This is a genomic window from Prevotella sp. 10(H) (assembly GCF_000711235.1).
In the GTDB taxonomy this organism is placed as follows: domain Bacteria; phylum Bacteroidota; class Bacteroidia; order Bacteroidales; family Dysgonomonadaceae; genus Dysgonomonas.
Genome location: NZ_JOMI01000001.1, coordinates 51261 through 77595 on the forward strand (window position 1 = coordinate 51261; position 26335 = coordinate 77595).

The 26335-nt window shown below is 39.8% G+C and carries 19 protein-coding genes; 6 read left to right on the top strand and 13 right to left on the bottom strand.

The features are described 5' to 3' along the window. Positions 1 to 497: 497 nt before the first annotated feature. The 4 genes from K348_RS0100275 to K348_RS0100290 all read right to left on the bottom strand — a co-directional run bounded on the left by K348_RS0100275 (position 498) and on the right by K348_RS0100290 (position 7168). On the bottom strand, positions 498 to 1082 hold the full coding sequence (locus K348_RS0100275) for a hypothetical protein (RefSeq protein ID WP_029901799.1): 585 nt from the start codon (positions 1080 to 1082) through the stop codon (positions 498 to 500). Between the two features lie 175 nt (positions 1083 to 1257). After that, positions 1258 to 2433 (bottom strand): DUF418 domain-containing protein, encoded by a 1176-nt coding sequence (locus K348_RS0100280; protein ID WP_036929982.1) that lies wholly within the window; start codon positions 2431 to 2433, stop codon positions 1258 to 1260. Between the two features lie 162 nt (positions 2434 to 2595). Next, complete coding sequence (mfd, locus tag K348_RS0100285; RefSeq protein WP_029901801.1) at positions 2596 to 5925, bottom strand: transcription-repair coupling factor; 3330 nt, start codon at positions 5923 to 5925, stop codon at positions 2596 to 2598. A 94-nt stretch (positions 5926 to 6019) separates the two neighbouring features. After that, positions 6020 to 7168, bottom strand: coding sequence for an iron-containing alcohol dehydrogenase (locus tag K348_RS0100290; protein ID WP_029901802.1), 1149 nt, complete (start codon positions 7166 to 7168; stop codon positions 6020 to 6022). Positions 7169 to 7321: 153 nt separating this feature from the next. Here K348_RS0100290 and K348_RS0100295 point away from each other — a divergent pair, with 153 nt between their 5' ends. Continuing rightward, the gene (locus K348_RS0100295) at positions 7322 to 8140 is read left to right on the top strand and encodes a hypothetical protein (RefSeq protein ID WP_029901803.1); all 819 of its coding nucleotides are present in this window, start codon (positions 7322 to 7324) and stop codon (positions 8138 to 8140) included. A 1-nt stretch (position 8141) separates the two neighbouring features. On the opposite strand, the gene K348_RS0100300 is transcribed toward K348_RS0100295, so the two are convergent. From K348_RS0100300 to carA, 3 genes are all read right to left on the bottom strand, one after another. Next, positions 8142 to 10556: a carboxypeptidase-like regulatory domain-containing protein gene (locus K348_RS0100300; RefSeq protein WP_029901804.1), complete on the bottom strand. Its 2415-nt coding sequence runs from the start codon at positions 10554 to 10556 to the stop codon at positions 8142 to 8144. A 149-nt stretch (positions 10557 to 10705) separates the two neighbouring features. Further along, positions 10706 to 13924, bottom strand: a complete 3219-nt coding sequence (gene carB, locus K348_RS0100305; protein WP_029901806.1) for a carbamoyl-phosphate synthase (glutamine-hydrolyzing) large subunit — start codon at positions 13922 to 13924, stop codon at positions 10706 to 10708. Positions 13925 to 13991: 67 nt separating this feature from the next. Continuing rightward, on the bottom strand, positions 13992 to 15062 hold the full coding sequence (gene carA / locus K348_RS0100310) for a glutamine-hydrolyzing carbamoyl-phosphate synthase small subunit (RefSeq protein WP_029901809.1): 1071 nt from the start codon (positions 15060 to 15062) through the stop codon (positions 13992 to 13994). A gap of 315 nt (positions 15063 to 15377) precedes the next feature. Between carA and K348_RS0100315 the strand changes: the two genes are divergently transcribed. Next, a complete protein-coding gene (locus K348_RS0100315; protein WP_051697440.1) occupies positions 15378 to 15932 on the top strand; it encodes an NUDIX domain-containing protein in 555 nt (184 codons plus the stop codon). Here K348_RS0100315 and K348_RS0100320 read toward each other — a convergent pair. From K348_RS0100320 to K348_RS0100340, 5 genes are all read right to left on the bottom strand, one after another. After that, positions 15883 to 16521 carry an HAD family phosphatase gene (locus tag K348_RS0100320; protein WP_029901813.1) on the bottom strand — a complete coding sequence of 213 codons (639 nt, stop codon included), beginning with the start codon at positions 16519 to 16521 and terminating at the stop codon, positions 15883 to 15885. The two genes, K348_RS0100315 and K348_RS0100320, sit on opposite strands and share 50 nt — an antisense overlap. 127 nt (positions 16522 to 16648) lie before the next feature. Then, positions 16649 to 17422, bottom strand: a complete 774-nt coding sequence (locus K348_RS0100325; protein ID WP_231496719.1) for a porin family protein — start codon at positions 17420 to 17422, stop codon at positions 16649 to 16651. 16 nt (positions 17423 to 17438) lie between these two features. Continuing rightward, complete coding sequence (locus tag K348_RS0100330) at positions 17439 to 18581, bottom strand: PCMD domain-containing protein (protein ID WP_029901816.1); 1143 nt, start codon at positions 18579 to 18581, stop codon at positions 17439 to 17441. A gap of 176 nt (positions 18582 to 18757) precedes the next feature. Further along, positions 18758 to 19192, bottom strand: coding sequence for a hypothetical protein (locus tag K348_RS0100335; RefSeq protein ID WP_029901818.1), 435 nt, complete (start codon positions 19190 to 19192; stop codon positions 18758 to 18760). 228 nt (positions 19193 to 19420) lie between these two features. Continuing rightward, positions 19421 to 19771 (bottom strand): DUF3836 domain-containing protein, encoded by a 351-nt coding sequence (locus K348_RS0100340; RefSeq protein ID WP_029901820.1) that lies wholly within the window; start codon positions 19769 to 19771, stop codon positions 19421 to 19423. A gap of 361 nt (positions 19772 to 20132) precedes the next feature. Between K348_RS0100340 and K348_RS0100345 the strand changes: the two genes are divergently transcribed. From K348_RS0100345 to K348_RS0100355, 3 genes are all read left to right on the top strand, one after another. Then, the gene (locus tag K348_RS0100345) at positions 20133 to 21779 is read left to right on the top strand and encodes a diphosphate--fructose-6-phosphate 1-phosphotransferase (RefSeq protein WP_029901822.1); all 1647 of its coding nucleotides are present in this window, start codon (positions 20133 to 20135) and stop codon (positions 21777 to 21779) included. Positions 21780 to 22253: 474 nt separating this feature from the next. After that, positions 22254 to 23393, top strand: coding sequence for an AAA family ATPase (locus K348_RS0100350; RefSeq protein ID WP_029901824.1), 1140 nt, complete (start codon positions 22254 to 22256; stop codon positions 23391 to 23393). After that, positions 23390 to 24103, top strand: a complete 714-nt coding sequence (locus tag K348_RS0100355) for a DUF4276 family protein (protein WP_029901825.1) — start codon at positions 23390 to 23392, stop codon at positions 24101 to 24103. Before K348_RS0100350 ends, K348_RS0100355 begins: the two co-directional genes overlap by 4 nt. A gap of 59 nt (positions 24104 to 24162) precedes the next feature. Here K348_RS0100355 and K348_RS0100360 read toward each other — a convergent pair whose 3' ends face one another. Further along, entirely contained in the window at positions 24163 to 24981 is an 819-nt protein-coding gene (locus tag K348_RS0100360) for a M48 family metallopeptidase (RefSeq protein ID WP_369793880.1), read from the bottom strand. 246 nt (positions 24982 to 25227) lie between these two features. Here K348_RS0100360 and K348_RS0100365 point away from each other — a divergent pair, with 246 nt between their 5' ends. Next, the gene (locus K348_RS0100365; protein WP_029901827.1) at positions 25228 to 26286 is read left to right on the top strand and encodes a glycosyltransferase family 9 protein; all 1059 of its coding nucleotides are present in this window, start codon (positions 25228 to 25230) and stop codon (positions 26284 to 26286) included. The last annotated feature ends 49 nt before the right edge of the window (positions 26287 to 26335 follow it).

The following is a 26335-nucleotide window of genomic DNA, read 5'->3' on the forward strand; positions in this document are numbered from 1 at the left end:
ACAAAAGTAACGTTTTTCAGCTATTCGTTATTAGTAGATACCTTTTACCTTTTTTATTTTGTCATTTTAAGTATAACGAAACACTTTTCTTACATTTACATTAATTAACTGTATTCTGTTAAAAAGTAACAAACGTAACAATTCTTAATAGACAGTTGATAATTGACAATGAATAAATCCAAAAGCTGTCAACTGTATACTATCCACTGTCAAGAAAAACAGAGAATTATCCACTAATACTGTATAGATAAATTATATACGTCAAAATCGTAATATATAAATCATATTTTAGTATCTTAAACACCCACTTTCTTTATCAGAGGTGCACCCCCCAGATAATATAAGCAGTTGTACAAATAATAAAAGGCAAAACAATATTTTTTCAACATGGGTTCTTCAGAAGAAAAACGATGGCCGGCATCAGGACACCAGCCATCAATAAACCCAACAATCTTAATTTACTATAAGTGTTCATATAAGCCTGATTTGTGAAGTTATTAAAACAAATCTTCATCCGGCGCATCAGTGCGGCCCTTGCCGTCATCCGGTCTTTGTGCAGGGGGCTGCGGCATTCTTCCTCTCGGCGGTCGTGCTCCTTGTCGGCCCTGTCCTCTGAATTCTATGTTTTTCTTATTAACCGCGAAGATGTTATATTGTTCATCGGATAATATGGAACGGTATTTTTTATCATACTTCTCCTCATTCTTCTTTATTTTTTCATCGATTTTAGCCACCTTCTCAAAGAGTTTCTGCCTTTCCTTTTCGGCCATACCCGGATTCTCACCATCTATCTGTAGTTCCCGTTTTTGCTGTATCAATTTCGATGCATCTTTACGTTCGTTGGTGATTTCCTTGCTTAACTTTTCGCGCTGTTCCAGTGTTAGTTCGGGAATATCAGACAGACCCATTATCATAAATCCATTTGCACTTTGTCCTTGCCCTTGACCCGCTCTTTGCATAGGAGGACGACCGCCACCGTGTCCACCCGGACGTCTTCCGCCATTGCCGCCACCTATCGGAGGCTGAGCTGCCAGTGTTGTACACCAAAAAATGAATATTGCTGCTAATAATCCTTTCTTCATAATTTTTTTATTTCAAAATTATGAGAGTGATAACGGCAAAACAATGATAATCGACAAAAGGGTTATTTTAGTCGAAGTATAAGCTTTTCAGGCTGATAAAATGTAGTTGTTTTGTGTATGGTTTGTAGTAAATAATAGAAAAAGGAAAATGAAAATTTGTCATCTTCCTTTATATTTACTTCTTCTTTGCACCGATCCAGGTCATCTTTCTCCAGATATATTCCAACGGCCCGTGCCTGTGGTTTTTCATCCACCAGTAGCAGAAGAAATATTGCAGGATAAACAATACAATGCCTAAAAGAAAAGAATATGTTATCCCCAACTTGTTATGCATAGCCAAGCCCCAATTATAGAAGATAAAAGAACCGATGATAGATTGCATAATATAGTTCGTCAGTGTCATTTTTCCGTATGGGCGTAACTTACTCAGCCATTTATGGCCTCTTACGGTATGGTAATAGATAAGAATGACAAGCGAAACAAGGAAAGTCATAAAGCCCATGTTTGCCAATGACCGTATTATCAACCGCAATGGTGTAAGAATGGCTTTATTTTCTATAAAATCCGGCAACATACTCACCAGTCCGCTCAACGGGAAGAAACATATAATACCTATTATCAGCGCTCTGTTCCAGAAACGGATGTTCTTCTCGTTATGCAGAAGCATTCCGGCCTTTCCTATCACCATGCCTATCATAAACAGAGCAGGTGTCTGGAAGAAGCGGGCGTTTTCCCATGCCCATGTAAGGCTCGCCAATTGTCCATCCCATAGATTTGTCTTAGCCATTTCGAGGAAGGTGCCTTCATTTTGTACTTTAAAAGCTTCTTTGAAAAAATACCCCGCCATAGGCCTGTCCGGTATGTATTCCGGATTTATAAGGGCATATATAAGTTTGCCCCATTCCATTGGCTGCAGCATCAGTATGGTTGCAATAATAAGGATTGTTTTTATTTTCAGGCGGGCAACAAAAATCAGTACGATGCCTGCAATGGAATAAAGTACAAGTATTTCTCCCGTAAAGAACATGGCATTTATATTTCCCCATATAAAGAGCAGGAACAGGCGCCAAAGGAAGCGCAGTCTGAAATCATTCCCTTTTTGCAGTTGGTTGTTGTCCTGAATAAAAAAGCTGAATCCGAACAATAATGCGAAGATACCGTAGGCCTTTCCCCCGAAAAGAAAGAACATGGAATCCCATATCGATTTATCGGTGAATTGAAGCCATGGATTATCAACTTCGGGATAAGAATAAAAATTGAAATGCTCTATACTGTGCAACAGAAAAATTCCCATAATGGCGAAGCCCCGTAGTACATCGGCAACATCGATTCGTTGTGTGTCTTTAATCATATATGGTATTATTTGAGTGCAAGGTATTACAGTTCTGATAGATAAAAGAGGGAAATTATTCATTTTGGGCAGGTAATTCCGTCTTTCGGGGATAAAAATACATAACTCCTTTTGATAATAAAAGGAGTTATGCGCTTATTTTAATTTGATATAATTTTCTATTTATTCCCCGATAATCTCCATTAGAGCCATACAGGCCGTTTCCACATTCGGAATATGCTGAATGCTTACCGAACGTTTTCCGTTACGTTCTTTCAGTTCGCAACTGCGTGGATATTTCTGTATATAATCCAGCAATTTATCGAATGCTTTCGATTGATAATAAGGAGATTCGGGATTGGAGACAAGGAACAGGCTCATACGTCCACCCTTAAGTACTACTTTTTCTATACCGAGTGTTTTTGCTAATATTCTTAGACGAACAACCATAATCAACTCGTGCCCTTCATGGGGTATCTTACCGAAACGGTCTTCTAGTCTGAGAATGAAGTTCTGTACATCGGCTTCCCGTTCCATATTGTCCAGTTCACGGTAAAGAGTAATACGTTCCGAATCGTTGGGAATGTATGTTGCAGGGAAAAGCAGTTCGAGGTCGCTTTCTATCTGTACATCGTCCACGAAGTTGTCTCCGGCAATTTTTTCGTCACCCTCCGTTTCATGATACAGGTCGGCAAATTCATCATTCTTAAGTTCATTTACAGCTTCGGTCAAAATCTTCTGATATACTTCATAACCGAGGTCGGCAATGAATCCGCTCTGCTCTGCTCCGAGCAGGTTGCCCGCACCGCGTATGTCTAAATCCTGCATGGCAATATGAAATCCATGCCCCAATTCGGAAAAATTTTCGATAGCCTGCAGACGCCGTCTTGCTTCGGGAGTCAATGTGTGCAGGGGAGGAGCGAGGAGGTAAGCAAAAGCCTTCTTATTACTTCGCCCTACACGCCCGCGAAGCTGGTGTAGGTCGCTTAGTCCGAAGTTTTGTGCATTGTTTACAATGATTGTATTTGCATTCGGTATATCAATTCCCGATTCGATGATAGAGGTGGCGATAAGTACATCGTATTCGTGATTTACAAAGTCGATAATTATCGATTCCAGTTTTGCAGGGTCCATTTGCCCATGCCCGACAGCGATACGTGCATCGGGAACCTCGCGACGAATGATGTCTTCGAGTTCGTATATGTTTTTTATACGATTATTGATGAAGAATATCTGCCCGTTTCGGCTCATCTCAAACTCGATAGCTTCGCGTATGATCTGCGGGTCGAATGTATGTACTTCGGTCTGTATTGGGTAACGGTTTGGCGGCGGAGTAGTGATAGCCGAAAGGTCGCGCGCACCCATCAGCGAGAACTGTAACGTACGCGGAATCGGGGTAGCTGTCATCGTTAGCGTGTCCACGTTCGATTTCATTTGTTTCAGCTTTTCCTTTACAGCCACGCCGAATTTTTGCTCTTCGTCTATTATCAGTAGTCCGAGGTCTTTAAATTGTACGTCCTTGCTTACAATGCGGTGTGTGCCGATAAGAATATCTACTTTGCCCTCTTTTACATCGTTGAGGGTTTGCTTTATCTGATTCGTACTGCGTGCGCGACTGATATATTCCACACGGCAGGGGAAGTCTTTCAGACGATCTTTGAATGTCTGATAATGCTGATATGCCAGTACCGTAGTAGGTACAAGCACAGCTACCTGTTTATTGTCCGTTACAGCCTTGAAAGCCGCGCGTATGGCTACTTCTGTTTTGCCGAAACCTACATCGCCGCATATCAGGCGATCCATTGGCTTCACGTTTTCCATGTCATGCTTCACATCGGCGGTAGCCTTTACCTGATCGGGTGTATCCTCATATATAAAAGAGGCTTCCAATTCGTTTTGCAGAAACGAATCGGGAGAAAACTTGAAGCCTTCTTCCTGACGGCGTTTTGCATACAACTGGATAAGATCGCGGGCAATATCTTTTACCTTGCTCTTTGTCTTTTCCTTTATATTGTTCCACGCTCCGGTTCCCAGTTTGTTGATACGAGGCGGTTCGCCTTCTTTTCCCCTGTATTTCGATATCTTATGAAGTGCATGAAGCGATACGAAAATCGTGTCGTTATTGAGGTAAATTAGCTTTATCAGTTCCTGCATCTTACCGTTCATATCCGAGCGGACAAGACCGCCGAATTGCCCTACACCATGATCGATATGTACGATATAGTCACCGATCTGGAACTGTTGCAGTTCTTTCAGAGATAAAGCAAATTTACCCGAACGTACACGGTCCGATTTCAGATTGTATTTATGGTAACGGTCGAAAAGCTGATGATCGGTAAAACAACATATTTTCAGAGTATCATCGCTGAATCCTTCCGATAAGGTTCTTTCTACGGGTGTGAAACTTATATTATCGCCGCGGTCTTCGAATATCGATTGCAGGCGTTTGTGCTGTTTCTCGCTATCGCTTAAGATATAGATTTTGAATCCGTTGTCGATATATTTATGGAATGTTTCACTTATCAGGTCGAAATTCTTGTGAAACGGTTGCTGCATGTTGGTGTGAAATTCGAATGTCGCATCGGGCACATCATAAGCCCGCGCTCCGAAGTGGATATGGCGGAATTCGGATATAAGCCTTGTATATTCATCCCTGTTAGTCAACTTATTCTGAATATCTTTTTCATACTCCGGATTATCCAGTATGCCGGAGTCATTATATACAGCCTCTACTTTTTCTGCTGCCCATGCAAAATCCCTGAATCCTATGATACTTTCTTTTGGTATCATTTTCAGAAGCGAATCCCTGTCGAGGTCGGATTTCTGCATATCGGGGATAATCTGTATTTGTTGCAGTTTCTCTTTAGATAACTGTGTTTCTATATCGAAGGTGCGAATTGTACTTACCTCGTCACCGAAAAAGTCAATACGGTAAGGGAACTCATACGAAAAAGAAAAGACATCGAGAATACTCCCACGAATTGCATATTGCCCCGGCTCATATACATAGTCCACATATTCGAAACCAAAACTGTCCAGCATTTCTGATACGAAATTGCGGTCTATCTCTTCATCCGCTTTGATATGGATTGTGTTCTTTTCCAAAATACTCTTGGCTACCACTTTTTCAGCAAGTGCTTCGGGATAAGTTACAACAATAAGATGTTTTTTATCGGCCTGCAATTTTCCCATAACCTCTGTACGGAGAATCTCATTGGCAGCATCTATTTGTCCGTACTTCAATGCCCTTTTATAAGCAGACGGGAAAAACAGCACATTATCCGTATCCAGAATCTGCCCGAGATCGTGATAGAAGTAGCCTGCGCTTTCCAAATCGTTCAGTACATAGAGAAAGCACTTGTCCGTTTTGTGATATAATGCAGCCGCAAACATGGCCGCAGAAGAACCTAGCAAACCTTTTGCATAAATATTCCTGTGTCGCGATAAGGTGTCGGCAATAGCCGGTATATTCTTGTGAGATTCGAAAACCTCCTGAAGAGCTGATAATTTCAATGTTATGATTTTTTTCTTTGTGAGGTGCAAAATTAATAAAAAAGAGCGAAAATTTCGAATCTTCACCCTTTCCTCTTTATGTTAAAAATTGTGCTTACTTCCTCAGTGTCAGTATTTCTTTAACTACATCCGGTGTAATATTGTGGCACTCGCCAAGTTTCCAGCCACGTTCTGCAAGGCGGTTAGAAACTTTTTCTACTACTTCTTCTCCCAGATTATAATCTTTCAGGTGTGTTTTAACACCCATGCTTTCAAAGAAACCTTCGACAGCCTTAATTGTCCTTTCGATTGTATTATCATCTTTTATGCCGAATACTTCACGGCCTAGGCGCGTTATCTTTTTAGATTTCTGTTCCTTCAACACAGTCATTACTCCCGGCAAGACAACAGCAAGTGTCTGCGCATGGTCGAGCCCGTAAAATGCTGTGATTTCATGACCTATCATATGCGTGGCCCAGTCTTCCGGCACACCGCAGTTAATCCAGCCATTTAAAGCCCATGTAGATGCCCACATAAGGTTGGCACGGACATCGTAATTTTCAGGATCGCTAAGTGCTTTAGGGCCTTCTTCTACCAGTGTTTTAAGGATAGCTTCGGCCATATTATCCTGTATGAGCGAATCCCCTTCATTATATGTCAGGTACTGTTCCATCACATGCACGAATGCATCTACTACACCGTTGCCCACCTGACGCGGCGGCAAACTGAATGTAACGGTAGGGTCTAGCACCGAGAATAATGGGAACGTCTTCGGCGAAGCGAAAGAAAGCTTTTCTTCTGTAGATACGCGGGTGATTACCGCCCCGTTATTCATTTCCGAGCCTGTAGCCGGCAATGTGATTATATCGGCAAAAGGCATTGCATTTTTTATTTCACTGCCTTTCGAAAGAATCTGCCATGGGTCACCGTCTTCGAAGCAAGCAGCAGCCGCAATAAATTTAGTGGCATCCAGTACTGAGCCTCCACCTACAGAAAGGATAAATGTAATACCCTTTTCTTTGATAAATTCTACGGCTTTTATACAAGTTTCGTAATGCGGATTCGGCTCTATACCTGAAAATTCGTACCATTCAATACCTTCGAGAGCTTTCACAGCCTGATCGTACACACCGTTCTTTTTGATACTGCCGCCGCCGTAAGTCATCAGGACTTTGCTTCCCTGCGGTATTTCCTTTGAGATTTCCTTAATAGTGCCTTTTCCGAAAATAATTTTAACCGGATTGGCAAATGTGAAGTTATTCATCGTTTTTATTATTTTTTATAATGATAGCAAAGGTATATATTTAGCGGTATATACTGATGATTTAATTATTAAAGATGTTAAAAATATAATCTATAAAGACACATTAGCAGTTCGCCGGATTTTTTGCCTATTTTTGGTGTAAAATTGTATTAAATGAAAAAGATCTTAACTCTGTCCTTTCTCTTCTCTTTTTGCATCTCTCTATCAGCACAAATAAACCTTAATGATTCTACGGTTCAAACCGTTGCTTACTGGGACAAAGGGGATGTATATGAATATCAGATTATCAATAAACGGACTCAATATAAAAATGCACAGTTGATTTCCTGCGATTCCCTTATTTATAACGTAGATATTACCGTTCTTGATTCTACGGCCAATTCATATACAATAGAATGGCTTTATAAAGACAATATCAATAAAGGCCTGAAAATCGTATATAAGACAAATGAAATGGGCGAATTTGACGAGGTAATGAACTGGGACGAGATCAGAAAATTTTTGGAAAAGGCTGCTGATACGATGACCCAGAATAAAGATACAGATATTGAAACGGTAGGGGTGAAAGAAATTATACAATACCATATGTTTTATGGCATGAAATACAAGGTAGATGAACTTATCGAAACGGAAACTGCAATCCCGAATGTTTTTGGCGCCGAGCCTTTTACTGCAGAAACAACTTATCTCTTAGAAGAAATTTATTCCGACGAAACTTATTTAGTAACAGCGGTTCAGACTATATCGAAAGAAGAATTAGCTGCGGCTACCATAGGGTATCTGAAGAAAATATCGGCGGCTACCGGTAATCCTATCGATGAAAATTCATTACGTAATATGGAATTTGAAAATAAGGTTATTACATTATCCGAAATACACAATGCAGGCGTGATTATTTCCAGCGTTCAGCAAACGAAAGTAACAAACGGAGACATCACTATCGTTAAAGAGTGCTCTATTGAATTAGAATAATCTAAAACTCTGCCAGCAGCCTCACATTCATTTGCCTGCCTGTAAGATAATTCGGCACTGCATAATGCTGATTATGAACGTCAGTTATCCAGTAATATGTATTTGTATTCTGCATATCGAAGATATTAAAGGCATCCAGACTCAGCCATATATTCTTAAATGCCCTGCAAAATGAATTGGTGTTGCGTATGGCAAAATCTTCTCCGAGTACCAGCCATGAAAAGCCGATATCTATACGTTTATAATTCGGAGTTCTGAAATAACCCGTTTCATATCCTTTGTATGGAGCAGATACCGGAAGACCTTGCGACCATAAACCGCGCAGGCTCATTTTCAACCGTTCATATCCCGGAAAGTAATCTTGATAAAACAAAGCCAGATTGAAGCGCTGGTCGGTAGGCAACGGCACTTTCACCCCGTCTATATCCTGTTGGGTTTTCATTACGGATAAACTTATCCAACTATCCGCTCCCGGTATAAATTCCCCGTAAAGCTTCACGTCGGCTCCCATAGAATATCCTTTTGACGAATTCTCGCCTGTATATCTTATTTTTACATTATTGACCGTATAAGGAATAAGGTCAGACAGTTTTTTATAATATATTTCACCTGATAGTTTGAAAGGAGGGATACCTCTTTCGTCATCACGTCCGAAGTAATAATCAGCTCCAAGGACTATTTGTACCGATTTTTGCGACTTGATGTCTTTATTCGGCTCTATAACGTTATTGCCGTTTACATCCTTTACAATCCTTTGCAGTTCCTTATAGAAAGGAGCCTGATAGTAAAGGCCGCCTGCAATGCGTAAAGAAAGATTATCGAGTCCTGCAGGAACGAATGCCAATGCTCCACGCGAACTGATTATAAATTCTTCGTTATATGTCCAGTAACTTCCGCGTAAGCCCGCATTCAGCACAAAGAGGCCCTTATCCGTATTGAGTGTATATGTGTCTTGTATGAATCCCGAAATACGGGAAGGGTTGAGGCGGTTATCTGATCTTAAATTAGAGAACAGGTTTACATCCGTACCCGTACTGGGTAGAGAATATCCGGCCGAGTCGCGCATTTCCCATTCTTTTATTTTATCTTCTACTTTTTCTTTGCGAAAACTGAATCCCCACTTCAGTAAATTTTTGTCTATTTTCAAATCTCCGAAATGGGAAAATGTGTATACATCGGATTTCAACTTATTCCGTGCATGCTCCATATATGTACCGATACCCAATGGTGAACCTATACTTTCATTTTCTCCTGTAAAGTTCGTTTCTTCAAGAAGATAGCGCCCTTCTATATCGTAGCGTTCCTGTTCATCGGATGAAAATGCGGAAGCGGTAAGTCCCAGATTGAGATTGTCCGTTACTTTCCCTTTTAACGTGAATGCCCCCTGATAGGTGAGAAATTTATCATTTTCCCAGCCATTGAAATGCACTTTAAATGTGCGTGCATTTGCTAACGTACCGAATGAAGTCTCACGCGTTTTCGGTGTGAATTCATATTTATTATACGAGTAATTTCCTAAGAAACTGGCTTCCCAGCGGGATGAGAGTTTATATGTAATATATGTCTGAAAATCGAGGAAAGACGGGTCATAATCGGCTTTTGTATCGCCTGTACTAAGTAGAGAGCGTAAAGTCTTATATCGTACGCTTGTTATCTGCGAAAAGCGTTCGGTAGAATTACCGACATAGACCTCTCCGCCGAGTAGTCCGGCTGAAAAAACCCCTTCAAAACGTTCGGGACGTTTATAGGTAATATCGAGTACAGACGACATCTTATCATCGTATTCAGCACTGAAACTTCCGGCAGAAAAGGATACTGTCTTCACCATATTAGGATTGATAAAACTCAATCCTTCCTGTTGTGCCGAACGGACAAGCATAGGACGGTATATTTCCACACCGTTTACATATACTATATTCTCATCAAAATTACCTCCCCGCACCGAATATTGCGAACTCAATTCATTAGTAGAACTGACGCCCCCCATTGTGGCAAGGAGCGATTCGATGCTGTTCCATGGATTGGACGGGCGTTTTGTTGCAATATAATCGATGCGGCCTATTACAACGGTTATCATCCTTTCACCCTCTACAGTGACGGGAGCCAGCGTATTATCTGCCGGTTGCATTGTAATGCTGAGGTTGTAGTCTTTGGCCAAACCGGGAATAATATACTGGTGTTTTTGATATCCGATAAGCGAGAAAACTACCTTAACGGAATCATCCGGCATAACTTCTAGTTCGTAAAAGCCGTATCGATTCGTTAAAGTACCGTTCGTTGTATTAGGCTGAGAAACAGAAACATGTTCTATAGGTCTGTTTTCTTTATCGGTGACTATTCCTGCTATCTTTACTTTTTGTGGAAAGGCATAGGCTGATATGAGAAGAAATAATAACAGGAAATATTTTTTTGCCATTGTTCAGCTATTTGGTTCAGTTAACAAATTTATGGATTATTTCCTGTCTTCAAACAATTTATAATCAGAATCTAACTGTTTGGCAATACATTTAAAAAGAAAAGCTGCCCGATGTATACCGGACAGCTTTCCATATTCAGTTATACTATTTACTCGTATTCGTTCCAAGCCTTGATCTCTATTTCATCCACATTCATCTTGCAGAATGCTTGGATAAAAGCCGATGCTAAGCGCGAATTTGTCAGCAATGGTACGTTATAGTCGATAGCCGCACGGCGGATTTTATATCCGTTATCAAGCTCGCTTGTCGTAAAGTTCTTAGGGATATTTACTACAAGGTCTATCTTCTTGTTCTGTATCATTTCCAAAGCACTCGGCTTTTGGTCTTCATTCGGCCAGAATACCTGTGTGGCAGGCACACCGTTTTCTACAAGGAATTTCTGCGAACCGCCTGTAGCATAAAGTTCGTATCCTTTCTGGTGTAGCAGACGCGCAGCCTGTAACAGTTCTACTTTCGATTTTGCAGGCCCTGTAGAGAACAATACTGTTTTCTTAGGCACGCGGTAACCTACCGAAAGCATCGACTTTAGCATGGCATCGTAGAAGTTATCGCCTATACAGCCGACTTCTCCTGTTGAAGCCATATCCACACCCAGTACAGGGTCGGCTTTTTGCAGGCGGGAGAATGAGAACTGCGAGGCCTTGATTCCTACATAGTCAAGGTCGAAGTCGTTCTTACTCGGTTTTTCTACATGTTTGCCGAGCATTACCTGAGTGGCAAGGTCGATGAAGTTTATCTTCAATACCTTAGATACAAACGGGAATGAGCGTGATGCCCGCAGGTTACATTCGATAACCCTTATATCATTATCTTTGGCAAGGAACTGGATATTGAAAGGCCCTGATATTTGCAATTCCTGTGCTATTTTGCGCGCTACTTTCTTTATCCGGCGCACAGTTTCTATATACAGGCGCTGAGCAGGGAATTGTATCGTGGCGTCGCCCGAGTGTACTCCGGCAAACTCGACATGTTCCGAAATAGCGTACATTACTATCTCACCTTTGTCAGCAACGGCGTCTATTTCCACTTCCTTGGCATTTTCAACAAATTCGCTGACTACTACCGGATGTTTTTTGGAAACTTCGGCAGCCAGCCCGAGGAAGTTTTCCAACTCCTGATCATTCGAGCAGACATTCATCGCAGCTCCTGAGAGTACATAGGACGGGCGTATCAGTACCGGATAACCGACTTCGTTGACAAAGCCTTTAATATCGTCCAGCGATGTTAACTCTTTCCAGCGTGGCTGGTCTACACCGATGCGGTCGAGCATGCTAGAGAACTTGTGGCGGTCTTCGGCATTATCGATGCTCTTGGCTGTTGTACCTAAAATGTTGACTTTTGCTGCATCAAGCCTCAAAGCTAGATTATTCGGTATCTGTCCGCCTACAGAGAGGATAACCCCATGCGGATTTTCCAGTTCGATGATGTCCATCACGCGCTCGTATGTCAGTTCATCGAAGTAGAGGCGGTCGCACATATCGTAGTCGGTCGACACCGTTTCGGGATTATAGTTTATCATAACCGAGCGATAACCCTCTTTGCGTATGGTTTGCAGGGCATTAACCGAACACCAGTCGAATTCTACCGACGAGCCGATGCGATATGCGCCCGAGCCGAGTACTATTACTGATTTACGGTCGCCGAGATATTTTACATCGTTTGCCTTTCCGTTGTAGGTGATGTACAGATAATTGGTTTGTGCCGGATATTCTGCGGCAAGGGTATCTATCTGTTTCACACACGGTACGATACCGTTTTCTTTACGGATGCGGCGTACATCGTATGATATGGTTTCTACAAGACTTGGTTCTTTGCAGACAATTTTTGCTATCTGGAAATCGGAGAAGCCGATCTGCTTAGCCGAGCGAAGCAAGTCGAGTGGGAGAGACTGCACATCATCGTATTTCTCCAATTCTTTCGAGCATTTGAAGATATATTGCAGTTTCTGCAGGAACCAAAGGTCTATTTTAGTCAGGTCGTGTATCTGTTCTATGGTATAGTCTCTTTTCAGTGCTTCTTCGATGCAGAAGATACGTTTATCTGTAGGATTTTTAAGCGCATCGTCCAGATTGTCTATCTCTAACGGTTTGTTCGCTGCAAATCCGTGCATGCCTATATTTATCATGCGAAGCCCTTTTTGTATAGCTTCTTCGAAGGTACGACCGATTGCCATGATTTCACCTACAGATTTCATGCTCGAACCGATTTCTTTCGATACTCCGTGAAATTTACCCAAATCCCAACGGGGTATTTTTACTACTACATAGTCGAGAGCAGGTTCAAAAAAAGCGCATGTGGATTTTGTTACCGAGTTTTTCAGTTCGAATAATCCGTATCCGAGTCCGAGTTTAGCAGCTACGAATGCCAACGGATATCCTGTTGCTTTAGATGCGAGTGCCGAAGAACGGCTCAGACGGGCATTCACCTCGATTACACGGTAATCTTCCGACTCGGGATCGAAAGCGTATTGTACGTTACATTCTCCTACAATTCCTATATGCTTTACAATGCGGATAGAGAGTTCACGCAATTTATGATATTCTGAATTTGTCAATGTCTGTGACGGTGCAACAACGATACTTTCCCCGGTATGTATTCCAAGTGGGTCGAAGTTTTCCATATTACACACTGTAATACAGTTATCGTATTTGTCGCGTACGACCTCGTATTCTACTTCTTTCCAGCCTTTCAGCGATTTCTCCACAAGAAGCTGGGTAGAGTAGGCGAGTGCCTTTTCTGCAAGTATACGCAGTTCCTGCTCATTGTCGCAGAATCCCGAGCCCAGCCCGCCGAGTGCATATGCTGCACGTACTATAATAGGATATCCGAGTTCTTCAGCAGCGCTTACAGCCTCTTCAATAGAGCCTACCGCATGGCTTTTGATAGTCTTGACATCTATCTGGTCCAGTTTCTTTACAAAGAGGTCGCGGTCTTCGGTATCCATGATAGCTTGTACGGGAGTTCCAAGAACACGGACATTGTATTTTTCTAGGATTCCTCCTTCGTAAAGCTGTACTCCGCAATTAAGAGCAGTCTGTCCTCCAAATGCGAGTAGTATACCTTCCGGTTTCTCCTTCTGGATAACCTTTTCTACAAAGTATGGAGTAATCGGCAGGAAGTATATTTTGTCGGCACTGCCTTCCGAGGTTTGCACCGTTGCAATATTAGGATTGATAAGGACTGTTTCAATGCCTTCTTCTTTCAGGGCTTTCAGCGCCTGTGAACCCGAGTAATCAAATTCTCCGGCTTCTCCAATTTTAAGCGCTCCCGAACCAAGGACTAATACTTTTTTTACATCTATATCCATATTTTAGTTACAAGTTACGAGTTACAAGTTAAATATTAATATGAAAAATCTATTCATTTGCTAATTATTATAGTTTTTCTACAAACATATCGAACAAGAAAGAGGTATCTGTCGGCCCGCTCGCCGCTTCAGGGTGAAACTGAGCTGAGAAGAACGGTTTGGTTTTGTGCCTGATGCCTTCGTTGGTTCCGTCATTGAGATTGATGAACAATGGTTCCCAGTCTTCTCCCAAAGATGAATTAGCTACCGCAAATCCGTGATTTTGAGAGGTTACAAAGCATTTTTCCGAGTCTACCAACTTTACGGGTTGGTTGTGGCTACGGTGTCCGTATTTCAGCTTATATATTGTTGCCCCTCCGGCTTTTGACAGTAACTGGTTACCCATGCAGATCCCGCAGATAGGTTTGTCGCCTTCCATTGCTTTCTGAATATTCTTTACAGTTTCCTCACAAAAATCGGGACTTCCCGGACCGTTGGAGATAAAGAGTCCGTCCCATTCCAGTTGGTTGAAATCATAATCCCAAGGTACCCGAATCAGTGTCACATTCCTTTTTAGCAGGCAGCGGATGATGTTATGTTTTACTCCGCAGTCGATTAGTACTACTTTCTTTTCACCATTGCCATAAGTTATTACTTCTTTGCAGCTAGCAATAGCTACCTGATTTTCAATATTCGGGTCGTAAAAGTCTATTTCATCTGCATCATTGAAGACTATTTTACCTTTCATCGAACCTTTTTCGCGAAGTATTTTCGTCAGTTCGCGAGTATCGATACCGTAGATACCGGGCACATCGTTTTCCTTAAGCCAGTCACCGAGACTTTTTTTGGCATTCCAATGCGAGTATTCGTGAGAATAATCAGAGATGATAAGCCCGTTAACCTGAATCTTTTCCGATTCGTAAAAGTCGGAAATTCCATTTGTGAATGTATTATCAGGAACTCCGTAGTTTCCTACAAGAGGAAAAGTAACTACAAGTATCTGTCCCAGATAAGAAGGATCTGTAAGGCTCTCGGGGTAACCTACCATTGCCGTGTTGAATACTACTTCTCCGGCATTTGCTTTTTCAGAGCCGAAAGATTTTCCTTCGAAAACCGTTCCGTCGTCAAGAATTAATTGAACTGCTTTGTCTGAATACATTTTTTGTTCGAAATATAATGTGAGTAATAACTGTTTTTAAAAGATAAAAAAAAGGAACGTGATACTGGTATATCCGTTCCTTCAGGTCTATAATTATATATTTGTTGTATCTTTTTCTTTTTTGTCATTTCAAATACCCAATCAATTTGTATGTGAATATCTGAGGTGCAAAGTTAGAAATAAAATTAAGATTAACCGTCTATCCGTTATAAAAAAATGCTATATATAGATTTTTTATGATTCTGCTTATTTTCAAGGTCATCCTGTAAGTTATCTTTGCATAATAAACCGATAATAACAAGAAAAGTAAAAAAGATGCAGGAAGAAATATTCCCGCTTGTCGACGAAACAGGCAATGTAATAGGGCAGGCGTCAAGAAGTGTCTGCCATAACGGTTCCAAATTGCTACATCCGGTCATACACTTACATATATATAACAGTGATGGGGAATTGTTCCTGCAAAAACGTTCTGCTACAAAAGATGTGCAGCCGAATAGGTGGGATTCCTCTGTTGCAGGCCATATCGATTTGAATGAAACACCCGAACAAGCAGCTATACGCGAGGCATTGGAAGAACTGGGATTATCTGTAATAGAACTTTGTTTCGTTACAAAATATGTAATAGAAACGGATACGGAAAGGGAACTCAGCTATTGTTTTTACACTATATATGACGGTGATTTTATTCTAAATCCCGAAGAGTTAGACGACGGTCGTTTTTGGAGTATAGAAGAAATCCAGTCGAATCTGTGCAAAGATAGCTTTACAACAAATTTCGAACTGGATTTTAATAATTTCTTATATAAAGGACTGAATGGGCTTATGCAAGCAACTTTAGTACTCTCTGCATATCCGAGAAATCAGGGATGACATCATTAACCATTTTTCTTAAATCGGCATCGGAATTTGTAGTGGATAATCCGACTACTTTCATACCTGCATCGAGACCGGACTGAATGCCGAAAAAAGAATCTTCAAATACAATACATTCGTCCGGCGATACATTCAGGTCTTTGGCAGCAAGGAGATAGCACATCGGATCCGGTTTGCCTTGTGTTATGCGGTCGGCTGTTACTTCCGTATCGAAAACACCTGTGAGATTCAATTCATCCAAAGCTATTTTCATTTTAAAGTCCTGCGAACTTGTAACTAAGCCTATCTTGTAATTATTCTTTTTCAGGTAATCTATAAATTCGAGAGCTCCCGCGATAGGTGGAAAGTCCATTTGCTTTTCGAATTCTTCCGTTTCGTTGATTATCGACTCTAAATCATTTGCTGAAAGGTGACTCAAGTATTTCTCCACAATATTAGGCATGGTAACACCCTTCACCATAGCTGCAAAGCTTTTATATCCAAGGTTATATTTCTCACCTATTCCGTCAAAAAAGGTATCGTAGAGAGGTTCTGTATTAGTAATCACACCATCGAAATCGAAAAGAACCGTAGAAATTTTAGCCATAGTTTATATTAGTTTTATGAACCGCAAAGGTAAGACAATATATAATGACAACCAATGAGAATATACTATAAACAAAAAAAAGATGGTACATATCTGCACCATCTTTTATTATCTGATTAATTAATTCTTATTTAAGCTTATATGTTACGCCAAATGTACCGTAGATATTCTGCATTTTGAAATTGATAGGGTTCTGATCCCTGTAGAAAATATCGGTTAATCCCAGATTCATATTGACCATTACGCCTATACGTTCATTTATTTTATATCTTCCGCCTACAACAAATCCGGCATCGAAATCACGCATATTATCTTCGAAATCGAATGTAGCAGGGTTATCGGCTTCAATAACGACTATCGGCCCGTTAGGCGTTTTATCTCTAAGGTAACCGTCCGAAACGTTACCTTCGAATTTCGATTTCAGTATACTTGCAGCATATACACCACCCTTGACTTCCCATCTCGATCCTATATTATAGATACCATATAACGATAGAGAAAGATATTGCAGATTGACATTCGTGGTGTTTTTACCTGTAAAATATCCGTCGACTTCGCTTTTATTCGGATTTCCTTTTTCAGAAACCAAAACTTTAGTCTGCATGTATTTTACTCGGTCTTTTACGCGCATCCCTTTGATACCTAATGAGAGTTCTGTGCCTACTCCCCATTTCCTGTTCAGATTATATACTGTAGAAATACCGATATGTGGGTTTATCTTAGGGTTGTAACTCTCTATTTTCCTAACTTCGCGCGGCAAAGGGACAGGCATCGAGCCACCCATATTCAGGCCTAGATTTAGATACCAGTCAAGTCCTTTCTTATCATCTCCGTCGTCTGCTAAGATATTCGTGCTAAATGTAATTAACGCAAGTAATATTATTATGATTTTATTTTTCATCTGTTTCATTATAAGGTTATTCAATATCTTCACAAACAATTTCCACTTCATCCACAATCAGGGTACTGCCGAGTGAGCCTTTATATTCATTGCCGTCCTTGCTGGATGCGAACATGATGACAAGTTTATATTCTTTATTTTCAAAATCGAGTTTAACTCCTTCTTTATATTTAAAAGGTATCTCAAATTTGATAAAGCCTTTTCCTCCTTCGGCAGGGGAATCCGTTATACTTGCTGTTTCAGGTCTCCAGTCAGCTCTGGCAACTATATTCGGAGAATCCATGATAGTGATACCATTTAGGTATTTAACCTGATCGGTAGTTTCGAACAGTACAGAATAAATAGAAAGCTGATCGGTAATATCTTCAGTACTTACTTCCTCCTTGTTTTCATTCAAATAAATGTATGGTTTACCTACTTTATATTTATAGTAACCTGTAAACATTACCGGTTTACCAGCCGATTTTGAAAACGATTGTCCGAGCCTCAAACATTTCAGAGGTTCTTTTATACCACTTAGCAAATTAAAACTACCAAAGAATAATGAGCCGCTGAAAATCGGAATTTTCAAATCGCCCATACTTACATTTCCTTTCAGAGTTTGTAGTTTTGCGGCGTATTTTCCGCTGTATACATCATTAAAATCGCTTGTAGGAATAGTAGCAAAATCTTTACCGGCATTTACAAATGCAATCCCCGGATTACCGGAATCCCACATCTTCACCAGTCTACCGTTGCTGTTCTTTACCATCATATTGTAGAAGCCCTGACTGCTCTGCTCCCAATCCTCGAAATCGAAAGTGAGTGGCATTGATGACGGCTTTATAATGGATACAGTATATCGCTTATCATATTTTCTGTCTTCGGATGTTACTACATAGTGAACGGGTCCTGCTGAAAAATCCTGTACAGTCCCGGATTCGGGAGATACGCTGGCTCCTTCTGATAATTCTATTCTTGGAATAATCTTCGTTAGATCGGTATCCTCAGTAACACTCACGGTGACAGTTTCATTCGATACTTCACTCGAAACAAAATTTTCCCCGTCTATCGTGAAAGAAACAATATCCGTTTCTTTTCCTAAAGGCTCATCTTTTATACATGAACTCATAATAAGAGAGATAAGGGCAATTTGGGCTAATAACAGTTTTGTTTTCATGTCTTATTGGTTGAAAAATGTGCACAAAGATAGAAATTTTCTATAATAAAATCATATGTATTATCATTTTAGCACAACATTTGTTTATTAAATTAAACATATTTTATAAAGAATTATAAAAAGCTCCATTATCGCAAACCGACAATGAAGCTTTTTGTTGAAGTACAATCTTTATATTATTTAGAGCTTTTATTTTGAGTCAGTACTACATTATCATTGTTGTCTATTTCGCTGCGTTTCACTGTAGTGCCTTCATCTGTATGCACATATGTAATATATTCTGATCTTTCGGCCCATTTTTTCTTTTCCGGAACCCATTTGGTTACAATTATATTCGATGTTTTGCCATCTGCCGTATATTCATAATTGTACTTTTGTGAGGGCACCCAACTAAATCGTTGCTTATCCCAATTATATGATGTCCTCTCTATATTAGTGCCGTCAGGGGTATAAAGATAAACAGTTTTGGATTTATTAGGGACAACAGATTCTTTGGTTGTATAACCCGCTTCATCTTTGGTTATCTTTACTTCCTGCCTTTTATTCTGGGAATACAGCCCCGTTGACATAATGAGAAATATTATGAGGGAAATCAAAACATTTGCTTTCATAATTACAATCTTTTTTAATATTATTATTCCTTACTATATATTTTGAAGCGCTTTCTGTAATATATTACGCAAATAAAAAAGAATAGTTACACTTTATTCGAAAAAAAATTATAAGCGATTATAATCAAGGGCATAAGCATCATAAAAAAGATAAGCCTTCCTTTTTTAGAGGAAGGCTTTTTATAATTCACCTTAGCTGCTTGGTAATTTATTAAATTATTATCATTATTATTTGGCCTTTTTTGCCCAGTCATTATTTTTCTTATCCCATTTTACAACGCTTGGAACCGGAAGATTCTCTTCGTTGTATGTGTATTCATATTTCTGAATACCTACCCAGCCCTTGTCGAGAGTCCACTCATAGGTTGCTTTTTCAAGTATACGGTCGTCCGTATCGAAACGATAAACCGTCTTACTGATAGGAGCATTCGTGTCTTTATCGCAAAGAGTTACTTCTTTCAAACTACCTTCTTCTGTCTTTTCTTCATTACTTAAGGTAATTGTTTCGGGAGTACTTGCAAAAATATTTGCAGAAAAGAATAGTACAGCTAATAACGAGATTAAAATTTTTGTTTTCATGACTTAAATTAATTTAGTTTCACAAAGGTAAATTGTTTTTAATGAAAACAAGAGGAAATATATCAAAATAACACAATGATCAAGTTAAATATGGTTAATATAGTGATTTTATATGTTTTTAAAATGTTAAATTCAATATATTTTCTTTCATAATGATATTTTAAAATTTAAGAAAGATGCAAAAAATGAAGAAAAACAAATGAATACCGACACAAAGGAAAATTAAAACAAAAAAAGACTGCTAATTGTATAAAAACACCTTACATAAGCATTCGAAATCCTTTCATATTTGAAAAAAAATAACGAAATTTGCGAGCCTTAAAAGAACTGAATAAATTTAACTGTATAAAATCAACAAACAATGGTAAAAAGCGCTTTACAGATAGCGAGAGCTACTTACAAACCTAAAATGCCGAAAGCATTATATGGTTCCGTGAAAATAGAAGAAGGAGCTGCGACTCAATCGGTAGCCGATCAGGAAGAAGTAAAAAAATTGTTTCCTAACACATATGGAATGCCGACTCTGAAGTTTGTAGAAACTTCTGAAAAAGTTGACTATCCGGCTATAAATGTTGGTGTTATTCTTTCGGGTGGACAAGCCCCGGGTGGACACAATGTGATTGCAGGACTTTTCGACGGAATCAAAAACCTGAATAGCGGCAGCCGTCTTTACGGATTCCTTATGGGACCGGGCGGATTGGTAGACCACGATTATAAAGAGTTAACCGGAGATATCATCGACGAATATCGCAACACCGGAGGTTTCGACATTATAGGTTCGGGACGTACAAAACTGGAAACTAAAGAACAGTTCGACAAAGGTCTTGAAATCCTGAAAAAACTAAACATCAAAGCGCTTGTTATCATCGGCGGTGATGATTCCAATACAAATGCGTGCGTACTGGCAGAATATTATAAAGCTATCGATGCAGGAGTACAGGTAATCGGTTGTCCTAAAACAATCGACGGTGACCTTAAGAACGAAATGATTGAAACCTCATTCGGTTTCGACACAGCATGTAAAGTATATTCTGAAGTTATCGGAAATATACAGCGCGACTGTAACTCGGCTCGCAAATACTGGCACTTCATCAAACTTATGGGACGTTCTGCTTCTCATATTGCCTTGGAGTGTGCTTTGCAGGTGCAACCTAATATCTGTATCATTTCGGAAGAAGTGGAAGCAAAAAAACTTTCACTCGACGATATAGTTACCAATATCGCAAAAGCCGTTGCAAGACGTGCTGCTGACGGTAACAACTTCGGTACAGTACTTATCCCTGAAGGGCTTATCGAATTTATTCCGGCCATGAAAGCTCTTATTTCGGAACTAAATGATTTCCTTGCTCATCATCAGGAAGAATTTAATGCAGTTCCTAAAGATGAACAATTGGCATATATCAAAAATAACCTGTCTGCAGATAATGCAAAAGTATTTACCAGCCTGCCTGACGGAGTTGCACGCCAGTTGACACTCGATCGCGACCCACATGGCAATGTACAGGTATCACTTATCGAAACAGAAAAACTTCTGGCTGAAATGGTAGGCAACAAGCTTGCCGAAATGAAAGCCGCAGGTGAATATAAAGGTAAATTCTCGGCGTTGGTACACTTCTTCGGATACGAAGGACGTTGTGCTGCACCGTCTAACTACGATGCCGACTATTGCTATTCGCTGGGATATACAGCTGCTGCTCTTATCGGTGCAGGAAAAACAGGCTATATGTCTTCAGTTCGCAATACAACTGCTCCTGCAAACGAATGGGTTGCTGGTGGTGTACCTGTAACAATGATGATGAACATGGAGCGTCGTCACGGTGAAATGAAACCTGTTATCCGCAAAGCACTTGTTGAGCTTGACGGTGCGCCGTTTAAATATTTTGCGGCAAACCGCGAAGCATGGGCGCTGGGTACAAAATTCGTTTATCCGGGTCCTATCCAATACTTCGGGCCAACTGAAGTTTGTGATCAGTCGACTGTAACGCTTAAACTGGAACAAGGCAAATAATCTGCTTAAACAATATCATTTAAAGGCATGGGATTTTTCCCGTGCCTTTGTTTTATATACTAATCAGTAGTTAAATGTTATTCTCTCATAAGCCAGATAAGGTCTGGTCGTGCGTCAGCCCTTGTGCATTAGTTCCGCAGGCGGGGAACCCACACGGTGCAGATGGCGTAGAAGGGACAGGGCGTTAGCCCATTTGTCACTTTCAGCCGGCAAACCGTCTGTGGGTCGCCGAGGAACGAAGCACTAGCTTTTTGGTTCGTTTTGGACAATGCCAAAATGAACATTTAGACGGAGCGTAGTGAAGTCGAAAAAGAATTTTATAATTAATTTGAAATACTGATTCGATTTTTTTATATAAATATGTACAGGCATTATCCAATCCCTGATAAAAAGTTCTTCTGTTACTGAAAAAGATGTATATTTGAATTAGGAAAGAGTAAGCACACTAAAATCATATACTAAACATTTGCATACATGATACTAAGTGCACTAAAATATACACGTTATGTAGGCGAGCCGCGCGAATGGAGCATAGTAGGCAGTAAGAAAAACTATGCCTATTTCGGAAACATAAATTTGCTCGTAGGTAAAAACGCATCAGGTAAAAGCCGTACATTGAATGTGATACGCGAAATAGCAGAATTGCTTTCAGGCAAGAAAGACCTTAAACACGCCATAAGCCCGTCCGAAATATTCGATATGGTATTTACCGATACCAAGAATAACAGATATAATTACAAACTGTCGTTTAAAAACAGAATTGTCACAGAGGAAATACTGACGCTAAATAATAAGGTTCTATTAAACAGAAATAAAAAGATACTTCTCAATGCTGAAGGCGAAAATGTAGATTTTACACTGGCCGACGGGCAGATTGCGATAGCATTATGCGATGCAGATAACAAGCCCTATTTTGAAAACTTTGTCACATGGGGCGAATCCCTTAAAAATTACCTTTTTGCCAATCAGGCGGAAAAGAAACGATTGGTTAAGGATTATACACAGGTTGAAAAAGGACAGGATCCCGACGATCCCGATGTTCTGATTTATACTTTCTACAGAGGACGAAAGCTCTTTGGCGACACATTCATCTCGGAAATTAAAGCCGGAATGCACGAACTCGGATATGATATTTCCGATATAGACATTGAAGAAACTGCTAACGGATATGGCTTGTATATCGAAGAGGAGGGGGAATATGTGGTCTCCCAGCGCGAAATGTCGCAGGGCATGTTCAGGGCCTTATCCTTACTTATTATGCTCGGTTTTGCCCGTATGAGCGATCTGTCTTTCTGCCTGCTTGTAGATGATATGGGCGAAGGATTGGATTTCGATGCTTCCAAAAAGATGATGGATCAGGTGATACGTAAAGTCAACAAATCCAATATGCAATTTTTTATGACATCCAACGACAGGAATGTCATGAATCAGATATCGCTTCGTTACTGGTCGATAATAGACAGGGAAAGCACTAAATCGATATTCTATGATTATACCAATTCGAAAGAAACTTTCGATGATTTCAAATATACAGGACTAAACAATTTTGATTTCTTATCCACAGACTTTTATAAAAAAGGATTTGGTGTTATAGACGAGGAAAATGAGGGATGAAACGAATCGCTTTTTTTGTTGAAGGACAGACCGAGCAGATTTTCGTGAATCGCTTAATAAGGGAAATCCTTGGAACACAGTACGTAAATATTATTCAGAAGCAGTTTCGCGGTGGGGTGAATATACCTAAAGTGGAAATTGTGAGGAATTCTGCATTCTCAAAAAATCCGAAATATGAAGTACTTATTTTCGATTGCGGTTCCGATAACAGGGTGAAATCTGAAATACTGGATAATATAGAAACTCTGCGCAAAAACGATTACGAAATGATTATCGGCCTGCGCGATCTTTATCCTATACCGCTCGATGATCTGGAAAAGCTGGAAAAAGGCCTGCGTTTTCTCCCAAATCATCTTAAAGACAGTACAAAGTATTTCGATATTATTATTGCCGTACACGAAATAGAGGCGTGGTTCCTAGCCGAAACCAACCATTTGAAGAAAATAGATAAACGCCTGAAAGGTCGTTTTATTAAAGAACGGTTAGGATTCGACCCGTATGCTATCGATGCCCAGTCGAGGGTGCATCCGGCCAAAGACCTCGATAATATATACCGCTTAGTGGGTAAATCGTATACGAAGAAATACAATGCTACTATACGTGTAGTGAACAAACTCGATTTTAATCATATACGCTTCGACTTACGCTATGATATAAGTTCGCTCGACCGCTTACTGAGAGTTATTGAAGACTTCAAAAGTAAAAGGTAAGGCGCCGGAATCTCCGACGCCCTTTAAAACAAGTATGTGGTGCTACTTTTATTTTCTTTTTAGAAAGACCATTTAGTGGATGTTTTAGGTGAATTTGTATTCACTTGTCCATGACCTTTATAATATTTCAATGCTTCCGGCAATTCTTTCTGCAAATCTCTTTCGCGAGTCTGATCGGAAGGGTGGGTACTTAAAAGTTCCGGAGTCTTTCCTCCCTGTTGTGCCATTCTTTCCCAGAAAACCGGAGCTTCGCGAGGGTCGTATCCCGCCATAGCCATGAATATCAATCCCAGATGATCGGCTTCTGATTCTTGTTTACGTGAGTATGGTAATAATATTCCCACTTGTGATCCAAGACCATATACTGCCATTGCCATTTCCTGAGTTTCTTGTTTTTGGTTACTCATAGCCACACCCAGTGCCACACCGCCTAACTGTGAGGCGAGTTGTTGGCTCATCCTTTCATTTGCATGTCGTGCAACAGCATGCGATACTTCATGTCCCAAAACAACTGCAAGCCCCGTTTCGTCGCGTGTATATGGTAAAATACCTTCATATACTACAATCTTTCCTCCGGGCATACAGAATGCATTTACTTCAGGGCTTTTCACCAGATGGAATTCCCAAGAATAGCTGGCAATCAAATCACCCTTACCATTATTTTTTAAGTAAGTTTCTACTGCATTCGCTATATTTCTTCCAACTTTAACTACCAGAGCTGTATTGGCAGCATCAGTAGAGAGTTTTGCATCCTTCATAAATTCGTCGTACTGCTGCAGGCTTAATGTCATAACTTCCTGATTGGATACCAATGACAATTGTTTGCGCCCGGTAAGAGGTACACTGCTACAAGCTGAAAGTAACAGCAATGTTGACATTAATAATAATGATTTAAAATATTTCATACCGCAAGGTTTGTTTACATAATTTGTTATCTCTTCTAAAAAAGAATTCTCTCATTCTTTTGACTTAAAGAACATCTCATTTTAGATAAATGTTTATTAAATCTTAAAAATTAACAATTTGGTCAACTTAAAATATTGATAGATTAATTAAGATGTTATTATTTATTTTTGATTGAGAATCCATATATTTGTTTCAATCATTTTTGAAGAGAGGGGAGCATGAGTTTTAAGATATATATAAATGATAAACGCAGGGCTATAATGCGTGGTCTTACACGTAATATAGGGCGTATTGTGTCAGGTTCCAGTAATAATGATCTTACAAATACCAATATAAAAAAAGTGTTGGTATCGAGACCTAACAGCCGTTTGGGGAACCAATTGCTTATAACTCCTTTAGTACAGGAAATTATTGATGTTTTTCCCGAATGCGAAATCGATTTGTTTGTAAGAGGGCAGATAGCTCCTATACTTTTCGAAAACTATAAAAATGTAAACAGGATAATCAGATTGCCTAAAAAGCCATTCAAGGAACTATTGAAATATATAAAAGTGTGGTTTTCCCTGAAGAAATACAGCTACGATATGGTGCTGAACATGGATAAGAATTCTTCTTCGGGGAGATTGTCTACTCAGTTTGCAAATGGCAGGTTTAAATTTTTCAATGACATTGATGAAGAACTACAGGCGAAATATGACGATTACGAACATAAAGCCAAATTCCCTGTATATAATTTTCGCAATTATCTTATAAAATCAGGCTTTGAAAATATAGATATCGATAAACCTATACCGACATTAAATATAAAATTAAGCGATTCTGAAATTGCCAAAGGAAAAGAAATACTGGATAGTCTGACTGATAAGAATAAAGAAACAATTGCTATATACACATTTGCTACCGGAGCCAAATGTTATTCGAAGGAATGGTGGTTGCCGGTATATGACAGATTCTGTAAAGAATATGGCAAAGAATATAATATTCTCGAAGTACTGCCTGTAGAAAATGTATCACAAATAGATTTTAAAGCACCGGCATACTATAGTAAAGACCTGCGGGAGATTACTGCTTTCATTAATAATACAAAAGTATTTATCGGAGCCGACAGTGGAATGATGCATCTGGCGAGTGCTGCACAGACTCCTGTCGTCGGCCTGTTTTCGATAACCGATATTATAAAATACCAGCCTTATAATGAAGGAAGTGTTGCTATAGATACCAACAAATCGGATATTGAAGACATAATAAAGACAATAGATAAAATCTTAGGAAAATAAAAAAGGTTCGAAGTTAATCCGAACCTTTATCATATTTATTTTATTTCTT

What these genes read in the sequence shown, in the direction of transcription:
- K348_RS0100300 (WP_029901804.1), bottom strand. Translation starts at nt 10,556, where the DNA reads ATGGCAAAAAAATATTTCCTGTTATTATTTCTTCTCATATCAGCCTAT.
- K348_RS0100275 (WP_029901799.1), bottom strand. Translation starts at nt 1,082, where the DNA reads ATGAAGAAAGGATTATTAGCAGCAATATTCATTTTTTGGTGTACAACA.
- K348_RS0100360 (WP_369793880.1), bottom strand. Translation starts at nt 24,981, where the DNA reads ATGTCAACATTGCTGTTACTTTCAGCTTGTAGCAGTGTACCTCTTACC.
- K348_RS0100330 (WP_029901816.1), bottom strand. Translation starts at nt 18,581, where the DNA reads ATGAAAACAAAACTGTTATTAGCCCAAATTGCCCTTATCTCTCTTATT.
- K348_RS0100290 (WP_029901802.1), bottom strand. Translation starts at nt 7,168, where the DNA reads ATGAATAACTTCACATTTGCCAATCCGGTTAAAATTATTTTCGGAAAA.
- K348_RS0100345 (WP_029901822.1), top strand. Translation starts at nt 20,133, where the DNA reads ATGGTAAAAAGCGCTTTACAGATAGCGAGAGCTACTTACAAACCTAAA.
- K348_RS0100355 (WP_029901825.1), top strand. Translation starts at nt 23,390, where the DNA reads ATGAAACGAATCGCTTTTTTTGTTGAAGGACAGACCGAGCAGATTTTC.
- K348_RS0100295 (WP_029901803.1), top strand. Translation starts at nt 7,322, where the DNA reads ATGAAAAAGATCTTAACTCTGTCCTTTCTCTTCTCTTTTTGCATCTCT.
- K348_RS0100335 (WP_029901818.1), bottom strand. Translation starts at nt 19,192, where the DNA reads ATGAAAGCAAATGTTTTGATTTCCCTCATAATATTTCTCATTATGTCA.
- carB (WP_029901806.1), bottom strand. Translation starts at nt 13,924, where the DNA reads ATGGATATAGATGTAAAAAAAGTATTAGTCCTTGGTTCGGGAGCGCTT.
- K348_RS0100315 (WP_051697440.1), top strand. Translation starts at nt 15,378, where the DNA reads ATGCAGGAAGAAATATTCCCGCTTGTCGACGAAACAGGCAATGTAATA.
- K348_RS0100320 (WP_029901813.1), bottom strand. Translation starts at nt 16,521, where the DNA reads ATGGCTAAAATTTCTACGGTTCTTTTCGATTTCGATGGTGTGATTACT.
- K348_RS0100280 (WP_036929982.1), bottom strand. Translation starts at nt 2,433, where the DNA reads ATGATTAAAGACACACAACGAATCGATGTTGCCGATGTACTACGGGGC.
- K348_RS0100350 (WP_029901824.1), top strand. Translation starts at nt 22,254, where the DNA reads ATGATACTAAGTGCACTAAAATATACACGTTATGTAGGCGAGCCGCGC.
- K348_RS0100340 (WP_029901820.1), bottom strand. Translation starts at nt 19,771, where the DNA reads ATGAAAACAAAAATTTTAATCTCGTTATTAGCTGTACTATTCTTTTCT.
- K348_RS0100365 (WP_029901827.1), top strand. Translation starts at nt 25,228, where the DNA reads ATGAGTTTTAAGATATATATAAATGATAAACGCAGGGCTATAATGCGT.
- K348_RS0100325 (WP_231496719.1), bottom strand. Translation starts at nt 17,422, where the DNA reads ATGAAAAATAAAATCATAATAATATTACTTGCGTTAATTACATTTAGC.
- carA (WP_029901809.1), bottom strand. Translation starts at nt 15,062, where the DNA reads ATGTATTCAGACAAAGCAGTTCAATTAATTCTTGACGACGGAACGGTT.